24 protein-coding genes and 1 tRNA gene are annotated in these 25,261 nt (G+C 61.6%); 12 read left to right on the top strand and 13 right to left on the bottom strand.

The features are described 5' to 3' along the window. Positions 1 to 366: 366 nt before the first annotated feature. From exbB to ACQY1K_RS00400, 6 genes are all read left to right on the top strand, one after another. Positions 367 to 1,326 (top strand): tonB-system energizer ExbB, encoded by a 960-nt coding sequence (gene exbB, locus ACQY1K_RS00425; RefSeq protein WP_430258844.1) that lies wholly within the window; start codon positions 367 to 369, stop codon positions 1,324 to 1,326. A 4-nt stretch (positions 1,327 to 1,330) separates the two neighbouring features. Continuing rightward, positions 1,331 to 1,837 carry a TonB system transport protein ExbD gene (gene exbD / locus ACQY1K_RS00420; RefSeq protein ID WP_430258012.1) on the top strand — a complete coding sequence of 169 codons (507 nt, stop codon included), beginning with the start codon at positions 1,331 to 1,333 and terminating at the stop codon, positions 1,835 to 1,837. Further along, positions 1,834 to 2,745, top strand: coding sequence for an energy transducer TonB family protein (locus ACQY1K_RS00415; RefSeq protein ID WP_430258011.1), 912 nt, complete (start codon positions 1,834 to 1,836; stop codon positions 2,743 to 2,745). Before exbD ends, ACQY1K_RS00415 begins: the two co-directional genes overlap by 4 nt. 56 nt (positions 2,746 to 2,801) lie before the next feature. Further along, complete coding sequence (locus ACQY1K_RS00410; RefSeq protein WP_430258010.1) at positions 2,802 to 3,794, top strand: Ldh family oxidoreductase; 993 nt, start codon at positions 2,802 to 2,804, stop codon at positions 3,792 to 3,794. Between the two features lie 458 nt (positions 3,795 to 4,252). Next, complete coding sequence (locus tag ACQY1K_RS00405; RefSeq protein WP_430258009.1) at positions 4,253 to 4,879, top strand: ribonuclease D; 627 nt, start codon at positions 4,253 to 4,255, stop codon at positions 4,877 to 4,879. 177 nt (positions 4,880 to 5,056) lie between these two features. Next, a complete protein-coding gene (locus ACQY1K_RS00400; protein WP_430258008.1) occupies positions 5,057 to 6,949 on the top strand; it encodes a hypothetical protein in 1,893 nt (630 codons plus the stop codon). A 96-nt stretch (positions 6,950 to 7,045) separates the two neighbouring features. Here ACQY1K_RS00400 and rpsA read toward each other — a convergent pair whose 3' ends face one another. The 4 genes from rpsA to aroA all read right to left on the bottom strand — a co-directional run bounded on the left by rpsA (position 7,046) and on the right by aroA (position 11,576). Continuing rightward, complete coding sequence (rpsA, locus tag ACQY1K_RS00395; RefSeq protein WP_062578558.1) at positions 7,046 to 8,749, bottom strand: 30S ribosomal protein S1; 1,704 nt, start codon at positions 8,747 to 8,749, stop codon at positions 7,046 to 7,048. A 156-nt stretch (positions 8,750 to 8,905) separates the two neighbouring features. After that, on the bottom strand, positions 8,906 to 9,559 hold the full coding sequence (gene cmk, locus ACQY1K_RS00390; RefSeq protein ID WP_430258007.1) for a (d)CMP kinase: 654 nt from the start codon (positions 9,557 to 9,559) through the stop codon (positions 8,906 to 8,908). Then, positions 9,556 to 10,197, bottom strand: coding sequence for an FMN-binding negative transcriptional regulator (locus tag ACQY1K_RS00385; RefSeq protein WP_430258006.1), 642 nt, complete (start codon positions 10,195 to 10,197; stop codon positions 9,556 to 9,558). The genes cmk and ACQY1K_RS00385 overlap by 4 nt, the downstream gene beginning before the upstream one ends. Before the next feature lie 11 nt (positions 10,198 to 10,208). Continuing rightward, entirely contained in the window at positions 10,209 to 11,576 is a 1,368-nt protein-coding gene (aroA, locus tag ACQY1K_RS00380; RefSeq protein WP_430258005.1) for a 3-phosphoshikimate 1-carboxyvinyltransferase, read from the bottom strand. Between the two features lie 213 nt (positions 11,577 to 11,789). Here aroA and ACQY1K_RS00375 point away from each other — a divergent pair, with 213 nt between their 5' ends. Both ACQY1K_RS00375 and ACQY1K_RS00370 read left to right on the top strand, forming a co-directional pair. Continuing rightward, on the top strand, positions 11,790 to 12,179 hold the full coding sequence (locus tag ACQY1K_RS00375) for a TIGR02300 family protein (protein ID WP_174195394.1): 390 nt from the start codon (positions 11,790 to 11,792) through the stop codon (positions 12,177 to 12,179). A gap of 154 nt (positions 12,180 to 12,333) precedes the next feature. Continuing rightward, positions 12,334 to 12,409: transfer RNA gene (locus ACQY1K_RS00370), tRNA-Ala, on the top strand. A 46-nt stretch (positions 12,410 to 12,455) separates the two neighbouring features. Here ACQY1K_RS00370 and ACQY1K_RS00365 read toward each other — a convergent pair. From ACQY1K_RS00365 to ACQY1K_RS00335, 7 genes are all read right to left on the bottom strand, one after another. Then, complete coding sequence (locus ACQY1K_RS00365; protein WP_430258004.1) at positions 12,456 to 12,719, bottom strand: hypothetical protein; 264 nt, start codon at positions 12,717 to 12,719, stop codon at positions 12,456 to 12,458. A gap of 100 nt (positions 12,720 to 12,819) precedes the next feature. After that, positions 12,820 to 13,821, bottom strand: coding sequence for an ABC transporter ATP-binding protein (locus ACQY1K_RS00360; RefSeq protein ID WP_062454216.1), 1,002 nt, complete (start codon positions 13,819 to 13,821; stop codon positions 12,820 to 12,822). Positions 13,822 to 13,898: 77 nt separating this feature from the next. Further along, positions 13,899 to 14,963, bottom strand: coding sequence for a Gfo/Idh/MocA family protein (locus ACQY1K_RS00355; RefSeq protein ID WP_430258002.1), 1,065 nt, complete (start codon positions 14,961 to 14,963; stop codon positions 13,899 to 13,901). Continuing rightward, positions 14,960 to 15,802 (bottom strand): carbohydrate ABC transporter permease, encoded by an 843-nt coding sequence (locus tag ACQY1K_RS00350; protein ID WP_184654288.1) that lies wholly within the window; start codon positions 15,800 to 15,802, stop codon positions 14,960 to 14,962. Before ACQY1K_RS00350 ends, ACQY1K_RS00355 begins: the two co-directional genes overlap by 4 nt. Positions 15,803 to 15,815: 13 nt before the next feature. After that, positions 15,816 to 16,769, bottom strand: coding sequence for a carbohydrate ABC transporter permease (locus ACQY1K_RS00345; RefSeq protein WP_092664145.1), 954 nt, complete (start codon positions 16,767 to 16,769; stop codon positions 15,816 to 15,818). A 170-nt stretch (positions 16,770 to 16,939) separates the two neighbouring features. After that, positions 16,940 to 18,196: an ABC transporter substrate-binding protein gene (locus ACQY1K_RS00340; RefSeq protein ID WP_062454219.1), complete on the bottom strand. Its 1,257-nt coding sequence runs from the start codon at positions 18,194 to 18,196 to the stop codon at positions 16,940 to 16,942. Between the two features lie 18 nt (positions 18,197 to 18,214). Then, entirely contained in the window at positions 18,215 to 19,138 is a 924-nt protein-coding gene (locus tag ACQY1K_RS00335; protein ID WP_113165756.1) for an N-acetylmuramic acid 6-phosphate etherase, read from the bottom strand. Positions 19,139 to 19,343: 205 nt separating this feature from the next. Between ACQY1K_RS00335 and ACQY1K_RS00330 the strand changes: the two genes are divergently transcribed. From ACQY1K_RS00330 to nagA, 4 genes are read left to right on the top strand one after another with little or no spacing between them, the layout of a single operon-like run. Further along, a complete protein-coding gene (locus ACQY1K_RS00330; RefSeq protein ID WP_430241406.1) occupies positions 19,344 to 20,237 on the top strand; it encodes a BadF/BadG/BcrA/BcrD ATPase family protein in 894 nt (297 codons plus the stop codon). Beyond that, positions 20,234 to 20,998: a GntR family transcriptional regulator gene (locus ACQY1K_RS00325; protein ID WP_184654292.1), complete on the top strand. Its 765-nt coding sequence runs from the start codon at positions 20,234 to 20,236 to the stop codon at positions 20,996 to 20,998. The genes ACQY1K_RS00330 and ACQY1K_RS00325 overlap by 4 nt, the downstream gene beginning before the upstream one ends. A 10-nt stretch (positions 20,999 to 21,008) precedes the next feature. Further along, positions 21,009 to 22,037, top strand: coding sequence for an SIS domain-containing protein (locus ACQY1K_RS00320; RefSeq protein ID WP_430258001.1), 1,029 nt, complete (start codon positions 21,009 to 21,011; stop codon positions 22,035 to 22,037). After that, entirely contained in the window at positions 22,034 to 23,194 is a 1,161-nt protein-coding gene (nagA, locus tag ACQY1K_RS00315; protein WP_430258000.1) for an N-acetylglucosamine-6-phosphate deacetylase, read from the top strand. The genes ACQY1K_RS00320 and nagA overlap by 4 nt, the downstream gene beginning before the upstream one ends. A 5-nt stretch (positions 23,195 to 23,199) precedes the next feature. Here nagA and ACQY1K_RS00310 read toward each other — a convergent pair whose 3' ends face one another. Together ACQY1K_RS00310 and ACQY1K_RS00305 are read right to left on the bottom strand one after the other, a co-directional pair. Continuing rightward, positions 23,200 to 24,582, bottom strand: coding sequence for a sensor histidine kinase (locus ACQY1K_RS00310; protein ID WP_430257999.1), 1,383 nt, complete (start codon positions 24,580 to 24,582; stop codon positions 23,200 to 23,202). Next, a complete protein-coding gene (locus ACQY1K_RS00305; RefSeq protein WP_113109268.1) occupies positions 24,579 to 25,256 on the bottom strand; it encodes a response regulator transcription factor in 678 nt (225 codons plus the stop codon). The genes ACQY1K_RS00310 and ACQY1K_RS00305 overlap by 4 nt, the downstream gene beginning before the upstream one ends. Between the last annotated feature and the right edge of the window lie 5 nt (positions 25,257 to 25,261).

The following is a 25,261-nucleotide window of genomic DNA, read 5'->3' as shown; positions in this document are numbered from 1 at the left end:
CTGCCGAAACCATCAACCGCCGAAGAGAAATCTCCGGCGGTTTTTTCGTTTGTGCGGAGCTTTGGGAGACAGGCTGCGGCTGGCAGCAGGGCCATGCGGACCAAATCATGACGGAAGCAGTCAAATTTAAGCGATACTCTCCCGATTATAGTTGCCAACCACACTCATGTTTATTATCGCATAGCGGCAAGCCGCCGCCCTCAGTTTTCGGACCGGCTGAATGATATCGAGCCGTTGGGCCACCTGAGCCTTCCGGCGACCAGTCGGAGTATCGCTGCCATGTCCGTTGTCCCGAAGTCTCACCTCTACAGGAAGCAGTTGCGCGTTGCCGGGCCCGGTCCCCTCGTGACAACGATTGCGGCCTTGATGCTGATGACGACAAATGCGTTCGCGCAGGTCGAGGCGCCTGCACCGGAAGCGCCTGGTCCGGCACAACAGACGGCGCCGGCCCTTGCTCCTCCAAGCGCTGCTCCTACGACACAGCAGACCCCGCCACCCGTTCAAGACGCAACCCCGGCAGAACCTACTTCTCCCTCAGTGACGCCAATCGAGCAGGCTCCGGCTGCAACGGGTGCACCTTCCCCCGAAGCACGCGCCGATATTCCTCACAATCTTTCGCCCTGGGGCATGTTCATGGCGGCCGACTGGGTGGTGAAGGCCGTGATGATCGGCCTTGCCATTGCCTCGCTTCTCACATGGACGATCTGGATCGCAAAGACGCTGGAGCTGATGGGCGCCCGTACCCGCGCAAAGCGTGTCCTGAAAATCATCCAGGGCGCGCATACGCTGCCGGAAGCGCTTGAGACGACGGGCCGTCGCGGCGGGCCTGCGGCCCTGATGCTGCGTGCCGCGACGGAAGAGGTGGAGCTTTCCGAAGCAGCTCTTGATTACGCGGAAACCGGTGGCGTCAAGGAGCGCGTGTCTTCGGTTCTGTCGCGCATCGAAGCCTATTCCGGACGGCGCATGGCCCGCGGCACGGGCATTCTCGCCTCGATCGGTTCGGTTGGCCCGTTTGTCGGGCTGTTCGGCACGGTCTGGGGCATCATGAATTCCTTTATCGGCATTTCGCAGTCCAACACGACCAACCTTGCGGTCGTTGCGCCCGGCATCGCCGAAGCGCTGCTCGCAACCGCGCTCGGTCTTGTCGCCGCAATCCCGGCCGTGATCATCTACAACGCCTTCGCCCGCTCGGTCACCGGCTACCGCCAGCTGCTGGCGGACGCCGCTTCCGGTGTCGAACGACTGGTCAGCCGCGATCTGGATTTCCGCAAGGTGCCGCCAGGCGGACGCCGGCCTGCGTCAATGTCTCTGGTCGCGGGGGAATAAACCCATGGCAGGCGGCATTCGCGAACATCACGGCGATGAACTTCCCGAAAATCACGAGATCAACGTGACGCCGTTTATCGACGTCATGCTGGTGCTCCTAATCATTTTCATGGTGGCCGCGCCGCTGTCGACGGTCGACGTCAATGTCGATCTGCCCGCCTCCAGCGCCAAGCCCGCAGAACGACCGGACGAGCCTCTCTACGTGACGGTCAAGGACGACCTGTCGCTCAATATCGGCAACGATCCGGTCGCGCGCGAACAGTTTGCCACAAATCTCGACCGTCAGACCGAAGGCAACAAGGATACGCGGATCTTCCTGCGGGCCGACAAGGCCGTCGATTACGGGCAGTTCATGGAAGTGATGAACCTGCTGCGCGATTCCGGCTACCTGAAGATTGCGCTGGTCGGGTTGGAGGCCGCGTCGGGTGCCCAACAGGCGCCAGCGTCTACACCCGCCGCACCAGCAGCGCCTGCACCAGCCGCTTCGCCGGCCACCGGAGGCGCTCCATGAGCCTTGCCATGCAGCGCAGAGGATATGCGAGCAGGATCGGCGAGATCGCGCTGTGGGGATCTGCCGCTATCCTTGTGCTCACGGTCCACATTGCCGCCGCAGCGCTTCTGATGAGGCAAGAGCCGGAGGAACTTGCCGACAACGGTCCGCAGGCCGCCATCATGATCGAGCTTGCGCCGGAGCCGGAGGCGGCGATCCCGGACGAAGAGCAGATCGCTACCGACACCGAAGACCGGCAACTGGTCGAGACCCAGCAGACCGAGCCGGTCGAAGAGGTCGAACCCGTCGAGGAGCCGCCACCGGTCGAACCGCCACCGGAAGTTGCTGAGGAGACACCCGAACCGCCGCCGGAACCCGTGATCGAGACGCCGCTGCCGGAGGAAACGCCCCCGCCGCCGGAGATCGTCGAAACGCCGCCGCCCGAGCCTGTCGATCCGATCGAGCAGAAGGTCACCGCAGCGTTGGAGAACGTGGAAGTCCCGCTGCCGGTCACTCGTCCACCACCACCGAAGCCGGTCCAGAAGGTAGAAAAGCCACGGCGTCAGCCGCAGGCGCAGAAGGAAAAGGCGCAGGCAAAGGTTCAGGCAAAGCCGTCGGAGCGCACTGCCGCTGCGCAGACCTCGAGCGGATCGGTGGCCTCGACGATGTCACCGTCCACCTGGATGACCCGCGTGCGCACGAAGATCGCCCGTAATGCCCGCCGCTGCCCGTCCAACCAGAAGGGGATCGTGACGATCAGCTTCAATTTCGATAGCGCTGGCAATATCGGGCGCGTGTCCGTTGCCAGATCGTCTGGAGATACGCGTATAGACGACTACGTCGTCTCAGCCGTTCGACGCGCATCACCTGTTCCGATCGCACCGGCAGGTGTTGCAAGCCTCGTCACTCAGTCGGTAGAGTGCAAGTAGCCGTGCTTTCGGGTTCGGTTGCCCTCCTTAACACTCGCTCCCGGAACAGCTTGTCCATGCAGATTACCCTTGAAGAAGCCGAAACGCTGGTGAGCGGCGTTTTCGAAGCCAACGGCGTGCTTGATAGCACCGCACGCTCGGTTGCCCGCGCCCTGGTGCAGGCGGAAGCCGCCGGCCAGTCCGGTCATGGGCTTCGCCGCATCCCGGCCTATGTCAAACAGGTGCGGACCGGCAAGGTCGACGGCAGTGCTCTCCCTGAGGCGAGCAGGCCTCGACCCGCAGTTCTCGCAATCGATGCGAACTTCGGTTTCGCCTATCCGGCGCTCGATCTCGCGGTCTCAGAACTTCCAGCGATTGCCCGCGAGCAGGGCATCGCCTTTGCCGCCATCAATCGCTCGCACCATGCAGGCGTCATGGCGTTGACCGTGGAGCGCTTTGCCGAGCAGGGGCTGGTTGCGATGATGTTTGCCAACGCGCCCGCCTCCATGGCCCCCTGGGGTGGCAAGGTGCCGCTGTTCGGCACCAATCCGATCGCTTTTGCGGCGCCTATAGCCGGTGACGAGCCGCTGGTCATCGATCTAGCACTTTCCAAGGTTGCCCGCGGCAAGGTGATGGAAGCGACCCAGAAGGGGACGAGTATTCCCGACGACTGGGCGTTCGACACCGACGGCAATCCGACGACCGACGCATTTGCCGCGATCAAGGGAACGATGGCCCCTTCCGGTGGCGCCAAGGGGGCAGCGCTTGCACTCATGGTCGAAGTGATGGCGGCCGGCATCGGCGGGGCGCATTTCTCCTACCAGGCAAGCTCGCTGTTCGATGAGACCGGGCCTCCGCCGGCGCTTGGCCAGTCGCTGATCGTCATCGATCCGGATGCCACGACGGGTGGCGGCGCGGCAGAACGCTTTGCGGCATTGGCGAGCGAAATGGCAAAGCAGGACGGTGTCCGCCTGCCCGGCCGGCGCGGCCGCGGTCTTCGTGCCGAAAGCATTCAGCACGGGCTTCAGATCGATGACGACGTGATGAAGGCGATCGAAGCTCTGGGCTGACCTACAGATCCAAACATTGTGCCGGACAAGTCAGTGCAGCGATGCGCTGGCTTTTTCTTTTCCGCAGCAAGGCGTTCTGCGGCGGCCGCGTCAGTCGTCCAAGAGATTTTGAGGGGGCTTAAAACGAGAAAAGCCTGGCGCGGGAGGAGGATGCGCCAGGCTTTAAACTTGATCAACAACTGGGAGGAGGAGGGTGTTGTTGATCCGTATCGAACGACACTGGGAGGAGGAGGTGCGTCGTTCGATGAACAACTTCTAGCCAGATCTTCCCGATGCGCCAAGAGGTTCTGCTGCAATGCAGCATTGCGTTTGGTGCAATGCTGAGCAATTGCTCACACGTTCGTGTTTCGTCGTCGCCAAGCGATAGCCATTGTCCGAAATAAGACGTCCTGGCTGCGTGCTTCCGCCTGAGCTTTCCTCTAGGTTATCCGGCAGACAGCGAGGCATCGGAGACACGCATGAAGACGACGATACGGTACCATCAGGGAGATATTCCAGCCTCCGACGCGTCGCGCTACACGGGCGCGGTCGCGATCGATACCGAAACGCTTGGCCTCGTTCCCCGCCGCGACAGGCTCTGTGTCGTGCAGCTATCACCGGGCGACGGAACGGCGGACGTCATCCGGATCGCTTCGGGGCAAAAAGACGCTCCCAATCTCGTCGCATTGCTTGCCGATCCCACCCATCAGAAAATCTTCCACTACGGACGGTTCGATATCGCAGTTCTGTTTCACACGTTCGGGGTTACGACCACGCCTGTCTTCTGCACCAAGGTCGCATCGCGGCTCGTGCGGACCTATACGGATCGACATGGCCTCAAGGACAATCTGAGAGAGTTGCTCGACGTCGACATCTCCAAGGCGCAGCAGCAGACCGACTGGGCGGCCGAAACCCTGTCGCAGGCCCAACTGGAATATGCGGCGTCCGACGTGCTTCACCTTCATGCGCTGCGCGACAAGCTGACCGAACGCCTGCTCCGCGATGAGCGTATCGAACACGCCACGGCTTGTTTCGAGTTCCTGCCGACCCGTGCAAAGCTCGATCTGCTCGGATGGGGCGAGACCGACATTTTTGCGCACAGCTGACCATCGGCCCGTGAAAACCAGCGATTAGCGATGATTTAACCATAGCGCGCTTAAAATTGCTGATCGGCAAATCGTGCGCCATGAGATGGCGGCACAGTTTCGGCGTGCTCCTTGCGCGTGCGGTCGTGTGCGGCCGAGTTGTCCCCTCCCTTCACACGCGAGAGATGGAAGCACGCCATGCTGACCCCCGTCGGTGCTACGCAAAGCATGCAGGCCGACCCACTCTCTTCGGCACGTCCGATTGCGGCAACGCGTTCCATCGCTGCATCCGCAGAAGGTGATCCCGCAATCTCCTCCAGAGGCGGAATGCTTACGGGGGACCGCCTGAACCTACTCTCGCTGTCTGGACAGTTGCAGCTCGCCTACGGGTCGTCCATCTTCGCGGAAACGATCGGCCAAATCCTGCAGATACCACGAAACGACGGCGAGACGCTGGCAGACTACGCGGAGCGCCTGACTGTCACCGTGCAGTCCATGAATGCGGACGACATTGCAGCGCTCGAGAAAACGCTAAGCCAGCTGGTGAAGGGCATGTCCGTGTCGCTGCTGGCTGAAATTCTCAAGAACCCGGCAGGTCTCGATGCAGCACGGCTGATCCTGTCGCTCGAAGCAGCGCTGGTAGCGGATAGCGATCAGGCGGAGAATGCAGCGGTCAGCTCGTATCGACAGAATGAAATCGCCAGCCTTCCAAAAGACGGTGCGACACCCTCTCCTGCGACGCGGCCCGGCCCCCCGCCGGCAGTTGCCCAGACTGGCCCCTCCTTGCCCGGCCCATCATCGCCCGCGCCCTCAGCGCTCCAGCCCTCGACGCCCAGCCCCGCATCGCCGGTAGTGCCTCTGCCAGCTTCTTCTCCGGACACAGCAAGTACAGAGACCCCCAGGCCATCCCCCGGTGCTTTGCCTGATATCGGAGCAAAATCGCAGTCGGTGACGTCACCCGCCACCAGCGCAACGCCGCCCGCCACCGGTGCAGCGGCACCAGCTATCGCTCCGTTCTCGCCACCCACGAGCGGGTCAGCCGCCGCGGCTCCTGACACTAAGGTTCCCGGTAAGGAGCTTCAAAGACCCCAACTGCTGCCGCCCCTCGTTGACTTGCAGGAAGAGCCGACCCGCGAGGCGATCCTTGCGCGGCCGATGCCGGTCCGATCAGAAGGTCCCGCGACGGCAACCTCCGACCTGCAAACCAAACCCGCCACGCCGTCTCCCGCCGTCCCAAACGCGGTTCCGATCAAGCCGGACGCGAGCCCGGCGCCTGCGCAAGCCGCACCGATCTTGGCTGCAGATGCGAAGCCGGTGCCGCAAGTCTTGCCAGGAGCCCTGCCGCGGACCGCCGTGCCGGGCATCGCGACCGTGACGAATACCGGGGCTCTGGTCGCAGCGGTTATCGACGCCTTCGACAACGAATTGAAGATCCCGCAGTTTGGAGACGCCACGACGGCGCCGAAACCCGCTGTGGAATGGCCCAGCAATCTCGCGCAACTCGTGTCTGCGATCGCACCAAGCGCGCTTCAGGCGGCGCTGCTCGCGACAGGAGCTCCGGTCGAGAATTCGACAGCGGCACTTTTCAAGAACCTGTTTGGCGGAGGGGGCAGTGGAACGGTGGCACATGCCGCCGGACAGGGACAACCTGCCCCGGCTGCTCCGGACATAGACGCAATGCATACGGCCGGGATAACGCATCCCGAGGACGATCTGCTGCGCATTGCAGAACGTCACACCACGGCCGCAAAAGCCAACGGAGCCCCGGAGGGCGTGCCAGACCCCGACATCCAAGCGATGCCAGTGCCGCTGCCGCTCGTGCAGCGCGAGGCGATTGGCCTGCCCTTTGTCCCCTACCCAATGGCGGACGACGAGCCGCGGCGCGAAAACCGCAAGACGCAGCCGGTGACGGCGATCGACGAGGATGGCGAAGGCGACCACAGCCAGGGCCAGGCGTTCGACCACCCCGACGACGGGAAAGATCCTTCCGACGACGACAATCTCGGCGATGGCGAAGCCGCGTCTGCGGACGTCAGCAATAAGGAAAGCCGTCCGAACGACCTCTACTGGCGCATGGCTGGATGGACCTGAGCCGACGGTTCGAGACCCGGCCGAGATAAATAGCGGGCATGAAAAAAGCCGCCGGATCTTTCGATCCGGCGGCTTTCGAATTTCAAGCTACAACGATTACTCGCCGCCGCGGTTCTTGAGAGCCGCACCAAGGATGTCGCCGAGCGAAGCGCCGCTGTCGGACGAACCGAACTGTGCAACTGCTTCCTTTTCTTCAGCGATTTCGAGAGCCTTGATCGACAGCATGACCTTGCGATCCTTCTTGGAGAAGTTCGTGACGCGGGCGTCAAAAACCTGACCAACCGAGAAACGCTCCGGACGCTGATCGTCGCGATCGCGTGCCAGGTCGTTGCGGCGGATGAAGGACGTGATGTCTTCGTGAGCCACGAGCTTCACTTCAACACCACCGTCGTTGACGGCGATGACTTCGCACGAAACGACAGCGTTCTTGCGCAGTTCGCCGGATGTTGCGGCTTCGCCGACAGCATCCTTGCCGAGCTGCTTGATGCCGAGCGAGATACGCTCCTTCTCGACGTCCACATCCAGAACGACAGCCTTGACGACGTCGCCCTTGTTGAACTCCTCGATGACCTGTTCGCCTGGACGGTTCCAGTCGAGGTCGGAGAGGTGAACCATGCCGTCAACGTCGCCGTCGAGGCCGATGAACAGGCCGAATTCGGTCTTGTTCTTGACTTCGCCTTCGACTTCAGTGCCGGCCGGATGGCTGAACGCAAATGCCTGCCATGGGTTCTCGAGGGTCTGCTTGAGACCGAGCGAGATGCGGCGCTTCGACGGATCGACTTCGAGAACGACAACGTCGACGTCCTGCGTGGTCGAAAGGATCTTGCCGGGATGTACGTTCTTCTTGGTCCAGGACATTTCCGAGATGTGGATCAGGCCTTCGATGCCTGGCTCCAGCTCGACGAATGCGCCGTAGTCCGTGATGTTCGTGACGGTACCGGAGATCTTCTTGCCAACCGGGTACTTGGCAGCAATGCCATCCCACGGATCCGACTCGAGCTGCTTCATGCCGAGCGAGATGCGGTGGGTTTCCTGGTTGATGCGGATGATCTGAACCTTGACCTGCTGGCCAATGGACAGGATTTCCGACGGATGGTTGACGCGGCGCCATGCCATGTCGGTCACGTGCAGCAGGCCATCGATGCCGCCGAGGTCAACGAACGCACCGTAATCGGTGATGTTCTTGACGACGCCGTCAACAACCTGGCCTTCTTCAAGGTTCTGAACGATTTCCGAGCGCTGTTCTGCACGGGACTCTTCGAGAACCGTACGACGCGAAACAACGATGTTGCCGCGACGCTTGTCCATCTTGAGGATTTCGAAGGGCTGCGGGTTGTGCATCAGCGGGGTTACGTCGCGGATCGGACGAATGTCGACCTGGCTGCGCGGAAGGAAGGCAACAGCGCCGTCGAGATCGACCGTGAAGCCGCCCTTGACCTGGTTGAAGATAACGCCTTCAACGCGTTCGCCAGCTTCGAACTTGACTTCGAGCTTGACCCAGCTCTCTTCGCGGCGAGCCTTCTCGCGCGACAGAACTGCTTCGCCAAGCGCGTTTTCGATGCGCTCGACATAGACTTCGACTTCGTCGCCGACCTTCAGCGAACCGTCTTTGCCCTTGACGCCGAATTCCTTCAGCGCGATGCGACCTTCGACCTTGAGGCCGACGTCAACAACGGCCATGTCCTTTTCGATCGCCGTTACCAGACCTTTGGTAACGTAGCCTTCGGCCAGATCATTGGTTGCGAAGGATTCTTCGAGAAGGGCTGCGAAGTCCTCCCGCGACGGGTTAGTTACTGCCATGAAATCTCCTGGTCGTGTCCAGTCAAGGACACATTGCGCCGTGGGTTCGTGTTGATCACACCCGAAATCCAAGCCCGCCTCGTCATGTTCAGAGGCAATCCGGCGCAAGGACTAAGATATCGGGCTCGAATGCGCCGCCGGTTATCCGGTCGGTCATCATCCTTTCAGGGCGGCGTCGATAATCGCCTTCGCGGCCTGAAACGCGGCCTCTATACCCATTTCTGACGTATCAAGCAAGTGCGCGTCTTTCGCAGGCTTCAAAGGGCTGTCGGCACGCCCCATGTCGCGCTCGTCGCGCTTTCGCACATCGGCAAAAATCTCGTCGAAATCTGCGGCATCGCCGCGGCTAACGATCTCGTCGTAACGGCGTCTGGCGCGGACTTCCGGCGATGCGGTCACGTAAAGTTTAACGGGTGCATCGGGGCAGACGACCGTGCCGATATCGCGCCCGTCGAGGACCGTTCCGGGCTTGCGCCTCGAAAACGCCTGCTGCGCTTCCACCAGCGCCCGGCGCACGGCGGGCATGACGGCGATCTTCGAGGCCGCTTCTCCAATCGCATGGGCCGAGAGAATTTCGCGGTCGAGACCTGCCAGTTCAACGTCGCGCGCCATCGTCTCGGCAACGGCCTCGTCGTTGAGGGGCAGACCCCGGTCGAGCAGCGCCTTGGCCGCTGCGCGGTAGGTGAGGCCCGTATCGAGATGCTGGAAGCCGTAGGTTTCGGCGATCTGGCGCGACAGGGTTCCCTTGCCGGCTGCGGCAGGGCCATCGATTGCGATCACCAGTGGCGTAGTGTTGTCTGCAGGATTCATGTCAGGCGGGAAGCTCCGTAGCGGCGTACAAGATCGGCCATTGCGTTCTGACCGGGCATATCATCAAGTCCGGAGGCAACGCCTTCACGATCGCCGACCGGGCGGTTCTGACTGACCTTCCATTTTCCTTCGATCGCCGAGATTTCGATCTCGATACCGACGATACCCTTCAACTGGGCGGAGATGAAATCGTCTGGCGCATCGTTGACGGACCAGGGCATCGGCCGGCTGTTTTCATGCTGGCTGGTGATCGCCTCGATCTGGGAAAGCAGCCAGCCGGCGTCTTCGACGATGCGGGCCGGACCGCGGGCCTGAACGATGGCGTAGTTCCAGGTGGGCACGACCTTACCCGTCTCCTGCTTGGTCTGGTACCAGGACGGCGTGACGTAGCTGTCAGCACCCTGGAATACAGAAAGAACGCTCGCGCCGTCGCGGATGTCTTTCCACTGGCTGTTCGCCCGGGCGAGATGCAGCCGCAGCACGCCCTTTTCTGCCGCTTCTCCATCGAGGTGAAACGGCACCGGGTTGGCCAGCAGACCGGAATTTCCCGATGTGATCAGCATGCCCAGCGGATAGGCGCGGATCAGCGCATGCTGGGTGCCGAGATCGTCTTCGCGGAAATGCGGCGGTTGGTACATTAGCGTGCGCCTCAGGTCTTTCCTTCGATGTGGTTCTCGATCTGCGCGCCGAGACCGGTCATCAGATCCATGAACTCCGGAAAGCTGGTGGCGATGATCGACGCGTCGTCGACCGTGACTTCGTGCTCCGATGCAAGACCGAGAACGAGGAAGCTCATGGCGATGCGGTGATCGAGATAGGTGACGACGGCGGCGCCTGACGGATTGCCGTAGCCCTTGCCGCCTGGACGGCCGCGCACGACAAGCGTTTCCTTGCCTTCATCGCAATCGACGCCGTTCAGCTTCAGGCCTTCGGCAACGGCCGAGAGACGGTCGGACTCCTTGACGCGCAGTTCCTCGAGACCAAGCATCGTCGTCGTTCCCTCCGCAAAGGCTGCAGCGACCGCGAGGACGGGATATTCGTCGATCATCGATGGCGCACGATCGGCAGGAACGGTGACGCCCTTGAGGTCGGAACCGCGCACGCGCAGGTCGGCCACATCTTCGCCACCGGCGCTGCGGGCATTCATCACCTCGATATCCGCGCCCATTTCCTGCAGCGTCAGAATAAGACCGGTGCGGGTGGGGTTCATCAGGACGTTCATGATGGTCACGTCCGAACCAGGCACCAGGATGGCGGCCACAAGCGGGAACGCGGTCGAGGACGGATCGCCGGGCACGTCGATCACCTGCCCCTTGAGATTGCCGCGACCTTCCAGCCGGATCGTGCGGACGCCGTGCGCATCGGTTTCGACGGTCAGATCAGCGCCAAAACCCTGCAGCATCTTTTCGGTGTGGTCGCGCGTCATCACCGGTTCGATCACGGTGGTGACGCCAGGCGTGTTGAGGCCGGCAAGCAGTACAGCGGACTTGACCTGCGCCGAGGCCATGGGCACGCGGTAGACGATGGGGTTGGGCGTGCGTGGGCCGCGCAGCGTGACGGGCAGCCTGTCGCCGTCCATCGAGGTCACCTGAACCCCCATCTCGCGCAATGGATCGAGCACCCGGCCCATCGGCCGCTTGGAGAGCGAGGCATCGCCGATAAAGGTGGACTCGAAATCGTAGACGCCGACCAGCCCCATCGTCAGACGGCAGCCGGTTCCGGCATTGCCGAAATCGAGAGGGGCCTGTGGTGCGAGCAGCGCGCCGTTGCCGGTGCCCTGGATGATCCACTCAGCGCCGACCTTTTCGATCTTCGCTCCCATGGCACGCATCGCCTTGCCGGTGTTGATGACGTCTTCGCCTTCCAAGAGACCGGTGATGCGCGTCTCTCCGGCAGCCAGTCCACCGAACATGAAGGAACGATGCGAGATGGACTTGTCGCCCGGGATGCGGACGGTCCCGGTGAGGTTTGTCGATCTTCTCGACTTTGCCGGTTTGAGGGCAATCCCATGCGACATGATCGGTCCTTGCTCGTATGCCTTTGATTTCCGCCGTCGTTATCACAAAGCAAAAGGCGGGTCATTAGCCTGCCTGCCAAGGAATTCAGGAAAAGTTAGTCTTTGACATGGAGCCCGTCAGGCCTTATGGGGACCGGCTTAGATTTTTCACCCATTGATTGCCGCTTTATGCGGCTTCGCCGACCTGTTCGGCCATCTCATGAGGCTTTGATAGTGGCTAAAGCGGAACTCGGAACCAAGCGCACCGACCCGGATACCGGCAAGAAGTTTTACGATCTGAACCGCGATCCCGTCGTCTCCCCCTATAGCGGCAAATCCTGGCCGTTGTCGTTCTTCGCCGAAAACAGCGCCGCTGCAAAGCTGGAGCAGGCGGAAGAAGAAGATGTCGAGGAAGTCGATGTCGAGAACCCAACTGTCGAGCCCGTCGCAGCCGACGACACCGACGATGCGGCAACCGGCGACGACATCCCGGATCTGGGCGACGACGATGACGTCGATATCGGCGACGATGACGACAACACGTTCCTCGAAGCCGACGAAGACGATGAAGACGACGACGTGACCGGCATTGTCGGCGTTGGCGGCGACGACGACGAGAATTGATCTTTCGACCTAAAGCCCGGTAATTTGAAGAAAAATTGCCGGGCTTTGAAAAACAGGCTTGCACTCTCCGAAAACCGGACGTAATAAGCCGCCACTCCGGTCAGCATCGCTGCTTCGGAGTTCCCAAGGACCGGAACACCCGGACCACCCTGATGGGGCTATAGCTCAGCTGGGAGAGCGCTTGCATGGCATGCAAGAGGTCAGCGGTTCGATCCCGCTTAGCTCCACCAAATCTTTCTCCGAACAAACCGACTGCTGAATAGAGGCCGACAAGGCCTAATTCGCGAAGTACGCGGCTGTGCTGTGCGCAGCTTTCGTCTGATGAATCCGGGTGCGGCGGGCGGCGAGTTTGCGGGTTTTGTGGGCCGCGTGCCGGAAGCGCTTCTTGGTGCGCTCGACTTCGCGCAGATAGCCGAGATCTGAGGCCAGAACCTCGTCCCGGTACTGCTGGCGGCGAGCATCCGCGATCTGGCGAACCACCAAGGCGCCGGTCCCTGCGAGAGTGGCGACCGCTGCAATCAGAATTAAAATTACCGTCATTGCCGTTTCCTCCATCCCCATAACGCGGAAGGAGCGCAAAGGTTCGCTTTCCCGCATTGGAGGTAGTGGAACACGGAACTGGTTACGGCCGATTTAAAGGTTAACCGATCGCCTTGTCGTTTTCGTCGAACCGGTGCAGCGAGGCCTTATCCGGTGTGGCAAAGACGATGTCGTCTGGACCATAGCGATGCTCGCCGAACAGACGGACCGTGATGAGGCCCGCCGTCTCGGTTTCGAGATAGAGGATGGTATCGGCGCCGAGGTGCTCGGCATGGACTACCTTGGCCTTCCAGTCGCCGCTTTCTCGCGACAGAGCGATATGCTCCGGCCGGATGCCGATGGTCTTGATGCCGCTTTCGGAAAGCGTCTCGCCCGGGATAAAGTTCATCTGCGGCGAGCCGATGAAACCGGCGACGAAGACGTTGGCGGGCTTGTTGTAGAGCTCCATCGGAGACCCCACCTGCTCGATCGCGCCGGCGCTGAGGACGACGATCTTGTCGGCGAGCGTCATCGCCTCGACCTGGTCGTGGGTGACGTAGATCATCGTCGCCTTCAGGCGCCGGTGAAGGCGGGCGATCTCGAGCCGGGTCTGCACGCGCAGCGCCGCATCGAGGTTGGACAGCGGCTCGTCGAACAGGAAGAGTTTCGGTTCACGCACGATGGCACGCCCGATCGCCACGCGCTGGCGCTGTCCGCCGGACAGCTCGGCAGGGCGACGGGCGAGATAGGGATCGAGCGACAGAAGCGACGAGGCATTCGACACACGTGTCTCGATCTCGGCCTTGTCCGTTCCGGCCTGTTTCAGACCGAGGCCCATATTGTCCTTCACCGTCAGATGCGGGTAGAGCGCGTAGGACTGGAAGACCATGGCGATGCCGCGCTTGGCGGGCGGGGTCGTTGCCATTTCCTGGTCGTCGATCCGGATCGAGCCGGATGACGCATCTTCGAGACCTGCAATGACCCGCAGCAGCGTGGACTTGCCGCAGCCGGAAGGGCCCACGAAGATGACGAATTCGCCATCCTGAACCTCGAGGTCGATGCCCTTCAGCACCTCATGGTCGCCAAAGGCCTTTCGGATGGATTTTAGTTGCAGCGAACCCACGAGCGTATTCCCACTTCTGTCGTTTGGTGCAATCGTACCGGACGCTGACCCGTCCGGTACGATTGCTTGCGTTGCTTTCAGAGATAGATCGGCTTGCCGGTCCGGGCGCTTTCATCCGCTGCGAGGCAGATGCGCAGCGACTGGACCGCATCATCCATGTGGCGGCTGAGATCGATATCCTCGCGGATCGCCTTCAGCATATAGGCCTGCTCGAAATCGCAAAGCTCCTGGTGGCCGGGTTCGCCGGCCATGGTCATATCCTCGTCGGGCCTGATGAACCTGCCGTCCGGACCGGTCTCGGCGCTGTGAAGGCGAATGACGGAGGTTTTGGTATGCGTGTCGATATCGTCGGACTTGGCATTGGGGTCCATTACGATGGAGACCGAGCCTTTCGGCGACATCACGTCCTTCACGAAGAACGCAGTTTCGGAGATCATCGGCCCCCAGCCCGCCTCGTACCAGCCGACCGACTTGTCATCGAAGATCACCTGAAGGTGGCCGTAATTATACATGTCGGGCGCAATTTCATCGGAAAGGCGCAGGCCCATGCCGCGCACTTCCACCGGCTTGGCATCGGTGATCTGGCACATGACATCCACATAATGCACGCCGCAATCGACGATAGGCGGCGTCGTCTGCATCAGGGCCTTGTGGACATCCCAGGTCGGGCCTGACGATTGCTGGTTGAGGTTCATGCGAAAGACATAGGGCGGGCCGAGCTTGCGGGCTTCGGCAATCAGGCGGATCCAGGACGGATGATGGCGCAGGATATAGCCGATCACCAGTTTCTTGCCCGCGACCTTGGCGGCGGAAACGACGCGCTCGGCATCGGCAACCGTGGTTGCCAGCGGCTTTTCGACAAACACGTCGCAGCCGGCTTGGAAGGCGGCGACCGCATAGTCCGCATGGCTGTCGGAATAGGTGCAGATGGCGCAGAGATCCGGCTTCAGGTCGGCAAGGGCGGTCAGGAAATCGGCATGGATCTCGTAGCCGGCAAGGGCCGGATCGAGCGTCGGCTTCGAGCGGTTGACGAGACCGACGATCTCGAAGCCCGGGTTGTTGTGATAGGCCAGCGCATGACTGCGGCCCATATTGCCGAGGCCTGCGACAAGAACGCGGATCGGCTTTTCGGTTGAACTCACTTGACGGCTCCAGACGTGATGCCGCGGATCAGTTGCCGCGAGAAGATGACGTAAAGGACGAGGATCGGCAGGATGGCGAGCGACAGGGCCGCGAGCACCGCGTTCCAGTTGGTGACGAACTGGCCGATGAAGATCTGCGATCCGAGCGTCACCGTCTTGGTGGCCTCAGACGGTGCAAGGATCAGCGGGAACCAGAGATCGTTCCAGATCGGGATCATGGTGAAGACGGCGACCGTTGCCATGGCCGGCCGGATCAGCGGCAGGACCAGGCGGAAGAAGATCGCATATTCCGAGAGCCCATCGATGCGGCCGGCATTCTTAAGGTCATCGGAGACCGTGCGCATGAATTCCGACAGGATGAAGATCGCAAGCGGTATGCCTTGCGCCGTATAGACAAGGATCAGCGCGGTCAGCGTGTTGACGAGGCCCGATGCGACCATGCCCTGCAGGATTGCCACCGTGCCGAGCCTGATCGGGATCATGATCCCGATCGCCATATAGAGCCCCAGAAGCGTATTGCCGCGGAAGCGATACTCTGACAGCGCAAAGGCGGCCATCGCGCCGAACAACAGCACGAGCGCGATCGAGACGACCGTGACGATCATGCTGTTTTGGAAATAGCCGATGAAATCCGCCTGGCCGAGAACCGTCTGGTAGCCGATCAGGCTGAAGCTCGACGGTGTGGGAACCTGCATCGGATTGCGGAAGATCGAATTGCGATCCTTGAACGAGTTGATGATGGTGAGAAACACCGGAAACAGCGCGATCAGCGTGTAGGCGATCAAAGCCAGATGCACGAGGCTTGAGCGGATCGGTGAAGAGCGTGCCTTGTTGGACATGTCCGGACGCCCCCTAGAACTGGTAGCGGCGCATGCGCCGCTGGATGGCGAAAAGATAGAAGGAAACGCCGGCAAGGATGATGACGAACATCACCGCTGCGATCGTTGCCCCCATGGAGCGATCTCCGAGTTGCAGCTGGAAACCGAAGAAGGTGCGGTAGAGAAGCGTGCCGAGAATATCCGTCGACATATCAGGGCCCGCAAGCGCGCCCTGCACCGTGTAGACCAGATCGAAGGCGTTGAAATTTCCGACGAAAGTCAGGATCGAGATGATGCCGATCGCCGGCAGAATGAGCGGCAGCTTGATCTTCCAGAACTGGCTCCAGCCGGTAATCCCGTCGCATTCGGCAGCTTCGACCACCTCTTCCGGGATGCTGAGCAGCGCCGCATAGATCAGCATCATGGGTATGCCAACATATTGCCAGACCGAAATCAGGGAAACCGCGATCAGCGCCGGCCCGGACTGACCGAGCCAGGGCGCAAACAGCCATTTGGCGCCGGCAAGGCTCATCAGCCAGGGCGCAACGCCCCAGATCGGCGAGAGGATGAGCTTCCAGATAAAGCCGACGATGACGAAGGAGAGAAGCGTCGGGAGGAAGATGGCGGTGCGGTAAAAGGCGGCAAACCGCAGTTTCGGCAGTGACAGCAGTGCTGCGAGCGCAATGCCGATCGGGTTCTGCACGCACATGTGGATGGCGAAGAAGATCAGGTTGTTGGTGAGCGCATTCCAGAAATCGCGCGCCCAGCGGACATCACCGAAGAGGACCTGGTAGTTTGCAAAGCCGACGAAGGACTGAGCACCATCGACAGTGTTGTAGAACGAAAGCCTGAGCGTCTCGATCAGCGGCAGGATCATGATCGCCGTGTAGACCAGCAGCGCCGGCGCCATGAAGACGACGATATGCCAGCGGAACGGGCGCTTGATCGATACCGACTGCAGGGCAGATGAAGGGTGGATGTCGCTCATGGCTTTGCCTGTTTTCTTGTGCTTGCGCTGGCGCAGCATGATCACGATACCTCCCCCTTGAAGGGGGAGGTCGCAGCGAAGCTGCAGGTGGGGGTGACACCACACGCACAAGGATCACCCCACCCCGGCCCGTCGGGCCGACCCTCCCCATCAAGGGAAGGGGAAGCTTGTCACTTACCTGGCTTGTACCAGCTGTCGAGGCCCTTCTGGAGCTTTTCGGCGGCAACGGCCGGAGTATCGGTGCCGTTGATGACGTTGGCCGATTCGACCCAGGTCTCGTTTTCGAGGTTCGGGGTGCCGCGCGACAGGATCTGATAGGTCGAGCGGACCGTCGGCTTGTATTTTTCACGCCAGGAGACGAATTCCTGCGCCATCGGATCTGCCATCTTCACAGGCGACGAATTCAGACTGAAGAAGCCTGGAAGCGAATTGGCGTAGATCTCGGCAAATTCCGGCGAAGCAACCCAGGTCAGGAACTTCTTGGCTTCTTCCGGATGCTTGCTCTTGGTGTTCAAGCCAACGCCGATATCCGGATGGTCGGAGATGTAGCCGGTTTCGCCAGCCTTCAGCACCGGCGGCGGGAAAGCGCCCATCTTGAACTGGGCCTGGCTGGTGAACAGCGCAATTTCCCATGAACCGGCAGGGAAGATCGCCGCGCGGCCGAGCGTGAAGAGGTTCTGGCTATCGGCGTAGGTCTGGGCTTCGAAACCGTCGCCGAGATAAGGCTTCCACTTGGCCAGTTCTTCGTAGGGCTTGACCCATTCCGGATCGGTCAGCTTCTGCTTGCCTTCGATCAGCGCCTTGCGGCCTTCCTCGCCCTTCCAGTAGTTCGGGCCGATGTTCTGGTAGCCCATCGTTGCGGCTTCCCAGAGATCCTTGGTGCCCATGGCAAGCGGGATGAACGTACCGTCAGCCTTGATCTTGTCGAGCGCGGCGTAGAATTCTTCGTTCGTCTTCGGCACTGCGATCTTCAGCTGGTCGAAGGCGTCCTTGTTGTAGATGAAGCCGTGGATGACGGATGCCATCGGCACGCAGAAGGTGGACTTGCCGTCGTCTGTCGACCAGGCGGCCTTGGCGACCGGCGAGAAATTGCTCATGCCCGACAGGCTGGTGAGATCGACGAGCTGCTTCTTGTTGAAGAGTTCGAGCGAGGCATCGAACGGACGGCAGGTAATGATGTCGCCGGCGGAACCTGCATCGAGCTTGGCGTTCAGCGACGCATTGTACTCGGTCGGTGCGGTCGGCGAGAAGTTGAGCTTGATGCCGGGGTTCTTCGCTTCGAAGGCCGGGATCAGCTTTTCTTTCCAGATCGCCAGATCGTCATTGCGCCAGCTCTCGATGTTGAGCGTGACATCGGCCGCAGACGCTGCACCCGCGGACGCGAGCACCGTCGTGGCCAAAAGAATTGTTTTCAACAGGCTGTTCATGCTGTTCTCCCTTATTGGTTAGCGCCTTGCGGCGCGAGTCTCGGTCGTTTCCGTCATCTTCAGTTCCGCTAGTGCTTTCCTCAACACCTGATCGGAACGAATAAGCAGCGATTGTGCGGCGTCGATATCGGGGGCGCCTTCAGCCAGAAGCACGGCGATCTTCACCGATCCGTCCGCCACCTGCAGATATCTTACCGCCTCGTCGGCAGTCACGCCTGCGATATCGGCAACCATGCCGGCGGCGCGGGTGCGCAGCTTGGCATTGTCGGCGCGCAGATTGACCATGTGTCCGTCATGCACGTGACCGAGCTTGATCGCAGCCAGCGTCGACAGCATGTTGAATGCAAGCTTCTGTGCGGTCCCCGCGCCCATGCGCGTCGACCCCGCCACCAGTTCCGGCGGCGTTTCGAGAAGGACGGCGACATCGGCATGATTGAAAAGCGGTGCATCGGGATTGTTGGCGAGTGCCACGACCTTTGCGCCACGGGCCCCGGCAATTTCAACGATCTTCAGCACGTAAGGGGTCGAGCCGCTTGCAGAAACGGCGAGAACGCAGTCTCCCGCCGCAATGATCGCTGCATCCTGATCGGCCAGGGCGATATCATCCTCCGGCGCACCCTGCAGGTCAGCCAGGACGGACGTTCCGCCGGCAAGAAGAAGGACGATCTGCTCGCGTGCAATGCCGTAGGTTCCGGGAAGCTCGAGCGCATCGGCCATGGCCATCAGGCCGGAGCTGCCGGCGCCTGCATAGACAAGCTTTCCGCCACGCCTCAGAGCCGACGCAACGAGTTCCGCGGCATCCGCAAGAGCGGGGATCGCCGCATCGACGCTTCTCGCCGCCTGCTGCTGACCGGACGCCAGAAGCCGAAGGATTTCGGTCGGGGCGCGCGTATCGAGCCCTTCCGTATTCCCATGCCTGGCTTCGGTGGCTGTTTGGCTCATCCGTTTCTCCCTCAAGCAAAATGATGCCAAAAAAATACCAATTGTCCAGCAGGAAATTAACGAAAGTTACCGACTGAAACATGGCAGCTGGCGTTTAGTACTAATAATCGAGTTAAAATAGCGTCTTAGCCCCGCTCTGTCCGCATCAATAATTTCGCGCTTGGTAAATGGTATTTTTTTGGTATCATTCTTCGTGGAGGTATCCATGGCGGATTACGTGATCGGGATAGATGGCGGCGGGACAAGCTGCCGGGCGGCACTGGCCGATAGGAACGGCACCCTGCTCGGCCGCGGCAAGAGCGGTGCCTCCAATATCCTGACCGATCCCGACACTGCCCTCAGGCATATTGCTGAAGCCGCAGAGCTGGCGTTCGAAGATGCCGGGCTCACGCCGGATCTTTCATCCGCATCTGCAATCCTGGGTCTTGCCGGCAACAATGTCGGCGGCGCGGTGGGCTATGTGACCGAACGTCTCCCCTTTGCCAGATCGCAGATCGTTTCTGACGGCGTCATCGCCTTGCAGGGCGCGATCGGTGACGAAGACGGTGCGATCGGCATCGTTGGGACCGGGACCGTCTACATCATCCGCAGCCACGGTCAGTTCAGATCCATCGCCGGCTGGGGGTTTCAGGTGAGCGATCTCGGCAGCGGCGCAAGGCTCGGGCAGCTCGCGCTGCAGGAAACCCTGCTTGCCTTCGACCGGATAAGGCCGATGACGCCGCTCTGCGAGGCGATCCTGGCCGAGTTCGACAACAATCCGGAACTGATCGTCGATTTCGCGCGGCTGGCCAAGCCTGGCGACTTCGGTCGTCAGACTCCAAAGGTTTTCGACTATGCTCGCCGTGGCGACGAGACGGCTTTGCGGATCCTCCATACCGGTGCTGCCGGGATCGACGAAGCGCTCGATGCCGTCATGGCGCTGAGCGGCGACAAAGCAAAACTCTGCCTGCTTGGTGGCCTTGCACCGCTTTATCCTCGCTATCTTGCCGAGAGGCACAGGCTCCGTCTTTCCGAGCCGCGGGCCGACGCAATGACCGGCGCCGTCGAACTGGCCGTCAAGGCCTTTGCATCTGGAGCACGGATGGAGGCGTGCGCATGAGCGAGGCGCTGACGGCCATCTTGCCCCTCGACGGCCTGCAGTCCGGCGGCTCCGGCCCGCTTTATCTCAAGCTGCGCCAGAGCCTGGAAGATGCGATCCGGTCCGGCAAGCTCGGTCACGGCGACGCGCTTCCCGCGGAGCGGGATCTCGCCGACTATGCGAGCGTCAGCCGCGTCACGGTGCGCAAGGCCGTCGACGATCTTGTCCGGGACGGGCTTCTGACCCGCCGCCATGGATCCGGGACCTTCGTGGTAAAACCGCTGTCGCGCGTCGAGCAACCCCTGACCAAGCTGACATCGTTTACCGAGGACATGGCACGGCGTGGCCTGGTTTCCCGATCGGAATGGCTGGAGCGCGGATTGTTTCATCCCTCGCCCGAAGAGATGATGATGCTGGGTCTCGCACCCGGCACGATGGTTGCCCGGATCGGACGTTTGCGCTTTGGGAACGACATGCCGCTTGCCATCGAGCGCGCCAGCATATCGGCAGAATTCCTGCCCGACCCGGTATCGCTCCAGCAGTCGCTCTATGCGGAACTGGAAAAGAAGGATGCGCGACCGGTACGCGCCATCCAGCGGATCTCCGCGACCAATCTGAAAAAGATCGACGCCGGCCTGCTCGAAGTGCCCATCGAGGCGGCGGGACTGTCGATCGAACGCGTTTCCTACCTGGCCTCCGGCCGGGTGGTGGAGCTTACCCGCTCGCTTTACCGGGGCGATGCCTATGATTTCGTGGCCGAGCTTTCGCTTGGCGACAGCTGATCAGACGAGGATGACGATGAAGACCCATATGCGCCAGGAAATCGACGAGATACCGGAGGCGACGGCCCGATTGCTCGACCGTTCGGCGGCAGACATTGCCAAGGCCGGCAAGGCCCTGCGCGACAAGGATCCGGCCTTCCTGGTAACGATCGCGCGCGGCTCCTCCGATCATGCCGCGACGTTCATCAAATATGCGATCGAGCTGACGGCGGGGCGCCCGGTTGCCTCGCTCGGACCGTCGCTTGCCTCGATCTACGGTGCCAATATGCAGCTTGGCGGTGGCGCTGCGATCGCCATCTCCCAGTCCGGCAAGAGCCCGGACATCGTCGCGATGGCGGAGGCTGCGACCCGGTCAGGAGCGGTGACGATTGCGCTGACCAATACGCTCCCGTCGCCGATCACCGAGGCATCGCTGTATGGGGTCGATATCAATGCGGGTCCGGAAATTGCGGTTGCGGCAACCAAGTCTTTCGTCAGCTCGATTGTCGCCGGTCTTGCCCTTCTCGCCGAATGGACCGCCGATGACCGGCTGAAAGCGGCGGTTCGCGCCCTGCCCGGCCATTTCGATGGAGCCATCAAGCTCGACTGGAGCGCGTTTGCGAGCGAACTCGGAGATGCTGATTCGCTCTACATGCTCGGCCGCGGCCCGGCGCTAGCAATCGCCAGCGAGGCTGCGCTCAAATTCAAGGAAACGTCCAACATGCATGCGGAGGCCTATTCTGCGGCCGAAGTCCTGCATGGTCCGGTGGCGCTCGTCGAAAAGCGCTTTCCGGTACTGACCTTTGCCGCGAGGGACGCGGCGGAAGCTTCCGCGGTGCAGATCGCAGACAATTTCGCGGCCAAGGGCGCGCTCGCCTACGCGACCTCCGACAAGGTCACGGCTGCCCGAAAGCTGCCATTCGTCGCAACCGGCCATCCGCTGACCGACGCGCTGGCGCTGATCGTGCCCTTTTACGGTTTCGTCGAAGCCTGGTCGCGGTCGAAGGGGTTTGATCCCGATCAGCCGGCAGCCCTCAACAAAGTCACCGAAACCCTATGACCGACCTCAAGGCTCTGACTGCAAACCGCATCTTCGACGGCGCCGACTGGCATGAGAATGCCGCGGTCGTGTTTTTGAACGGCCGGATCGATCACATCCAGCCTTCGGTTTCGCTCGCACCTGAGATCGAGAGGATCGACGGTGGCGAGATCATCGCTCCGGGTTTTATCGACCTGCAGGTCAATGGCGGCGGTGGCGTGCTCCTCAACGAAGAGCCGACGGTCGAGGGTATCGCCACGATCTGCGCCGCCCATGCGAAGTTCGGGACGACGGCACTGTTGCCGACCTTGATCACCGACACGCCTGACATTTCCGCCCGGACTGTTGCCGCCGGTATCGATGCGAAGACGCGGGGCATTCGCGGCTTTCTCGGACTGCATCTGGAGGGCCCGCATCTGTCTGTTGCCCGCAAGGGAGCGCATGACCCCAAGCTCATCCGCCCGATGGGGGATCGCGACCTCGATCTGATGCTCTCCTGCGGACGGGCGCTCGATGTGCTGATGGTGACCATTGCGCCGGAAAGCGTGACGCAAGAACAGGTCACAAAGCTCGCAGACGCCGGCATCATCGTCAGCCTCGGTCACACGGAAGCGAGCTACGATACGGCGGCGGCCTATTCCAAGGCCGGTATCCGCACGGTCACGCATCTCTTCAACGCCATGAGCCCTCTCGGTCACCGCGAACCGGGGCTGGTCGGGGCGGCGCTCGATACGGGAGCACTCTATGCCGGCCTGATCGCCGACGGCATCCATGTGCATCCCGCTGCAATGGGGGCAGCTCTGCGCGCCAAGGCAGGTCCCGGAAAGATATTCCTGGTGACCGATGCGATGTCGACGATCGGGACCGACATGACATCCTTCACGCTCAACGGCCGCGAAATCCTGCGCAAGGATGGCCGGCTGACGCTCGCCGACGGGACGCTGGCCGGCGCCGATATCGACATGATCTCGTCGGTTCGATACGTGCACCGCAATCTAGGCCTGTCGCTGGAGGAGGCCCTGCGCATGGCATCTGCCTATCCCGCGCAAGCTGCTCGCATCGAGAACCGGAAAGGCTTTCTGAAGCCCGGATATGATGCGGATTTCGTTATCCTTGGCGCGGATCTTTCCATGAGAAGCACCTGGATTTCTGGAGAATGTGCGCACGCACAGATCTGAAGAGCCTATCCCGCCAGCGGAAAATCGATCCGGACTTTCAAGCCTGTGCCCCCTGAGCCATCGTGAAGCGACAGGGCAGCGCCGTGAAGGCGGGCGATCTCTTCGACGATCGGCAGTCCGAGACCGGTGCCGGATGCATCGCCGCGGCCGAGACGTCCGAATCGTTCGAGCACGGTAGCTCGCTTCTCGGGCGGAATACCCGGGCCGTTATCCTCGACCTCGAGCCGGGCCGTCTCGTCACTCCGTTCGATGCGGACGGTGACCTCCGTGCCGGAGCCCCCATGAAGGATCGCGTTGACGATCAGGTTCTTCACCAGTTCGCCGATCAGCAGCGGCTCGACGTTGACCTCAGTTGCGCCCTCTCCTTCGAACCCGAGGTCGATGCCACGATCGGCGGCGCCCGGAACATGATCTCCCGTCAGGCCGCGGACGAGATCGGTGAGATCGAGCTTGCGGAATGCTGCCGAGCGTCCGGCCGCATCAATCTTTGCCATCAGCAGCAGCTGCGCGAGGATATGTTCGGCACCGGCGACCGCTTCATCCGCCTTGCGGACCGCCGTCTTTGCCGTGGCCAGATCGTCCGCCCGGTCCGCAAGTGCGAGCTGTGTGCGCACGATTGCGAGCGGAGTTCGGAGCTGGTGGCTGGCATTGCCGGTGAAGTGGCGCAGGGCATTCAACGCGCCTTCGAGCCGCACCATGAACGAATTGACGGTATCGACCAGGCCCTGAACCTCGTTCGGCACTCTTTCTCCGATCGGATGCAGATCGTCCGGGCTGCGTTCGGCGATCGCTTCGCTGAAGCGATAGAGGGGCCGGAGCGACAGCGTGACGGCGATCCAGACGATCACGGCGGCACCGATGATCATGAACAGGATTCGCAGCGCCGACCGGATCAGGATGGTGCGCGTCAATTGTTCGCGGGCCATGGTGGTTTCGGCGACCGTGACGACGAAGGGCACAGACCGGATGCCGGTCGAGGCGGATCTGGCGAGCACCGCCACGCGGATGGGCTCGCCGCGGAAGCTGGCGTTCTCGAACGCCACCGCCTGGCCCTCGCGCCGCGCGATTGAGGGAAGGTTCTGGTAGCCGGTGATGAAGGTGCCGGGCGGCCCGTCGACGCGGTAAAAGACCCTGTCCTGCGCAGCAGAGGTCAGCATTTCCAGCGCCACATAGGGGATGTCGACCTCAAGCGCTCCGTCTTCCGCAACGATCACCCGTTCGGCGATCGCCAAGGCCGAACCCGCAAGCACACGATCGGACACTTCGTTGGCCGCATCGAGAGCCTCATCCCATGTATCGAACATGGCGACGCCACCGATCAGCGCCGTGGAGAGAAGGAGCCATGCAAGAAGGCGGCGGCGGAGCGAATAGGCGGCTGTCGGCGTCATTCCGGAGAGGCCATTTTCTCGAGATAATAGCCAATGCCGCGCGCGGTCTTGACGGTCAGACCATAGACGGCAAGCCGCTTTCTTAGTCGGCTCACATACTGCTCGATCGCATTGGACGAGAGGTCGTCGTCGAAGCCTGTCAGCGAACGAATGATCGCCTCCTTGGAGACCACCTTTCCGGCCCGCATGAAGAGGAGTTCGAGAAGGGCCACCTCGCGCGCCGGGATATCGAGCGGCACGCCCTGGCTCGAGAAGGTTCGCGACGTCAGATCGAAGGTAACGCCGCCATAGGTGACGACAGAGCTTCGAAGGCCTGCCTGACGGCGAAGAAGGACGCGAATGCGCGCCTCGAACTCCGGCACGTCGAACGGTTTCGTCATGTAATCGTCGGCGCCGAGATCGAGGCCTTTGACCCTCTCTTCCGGCGTGCCGCGGGCGGTGAGGATCATCACCGCCGCCCGGTTCTGGCGGGCGCGCATGGCCTTCAGAACATCGAGACCATCCATTTCGGGAAGGTTGAGGTCGAGAATGACCAGATCGTAGCTTTCGGCGGCGACCGTTGCCTCCGCCGACGTTCCGTCGGCCACGAGATCGACCACATAGCCGCTGCCGCGCAAAATCGCGGCAAGGCCCGATGCCAGCGTCTGATTGTCTTCGACAAGAAGGATACGCAAACCGT

It is taken from the genome of Neorhizobium sp. IRS_2294, assembly GCF_050500145.1.
GTDB classification, from domain to species: Bacteria; Pseudomonadota; Alphaproteobacteria; order Rhizobiales; family Rhizobiaceae; genus Neorhizobium; species Neorhizobium soli.
This window is presented reverse-complemented; position numbering and strand designations above follow the sequence as displayed.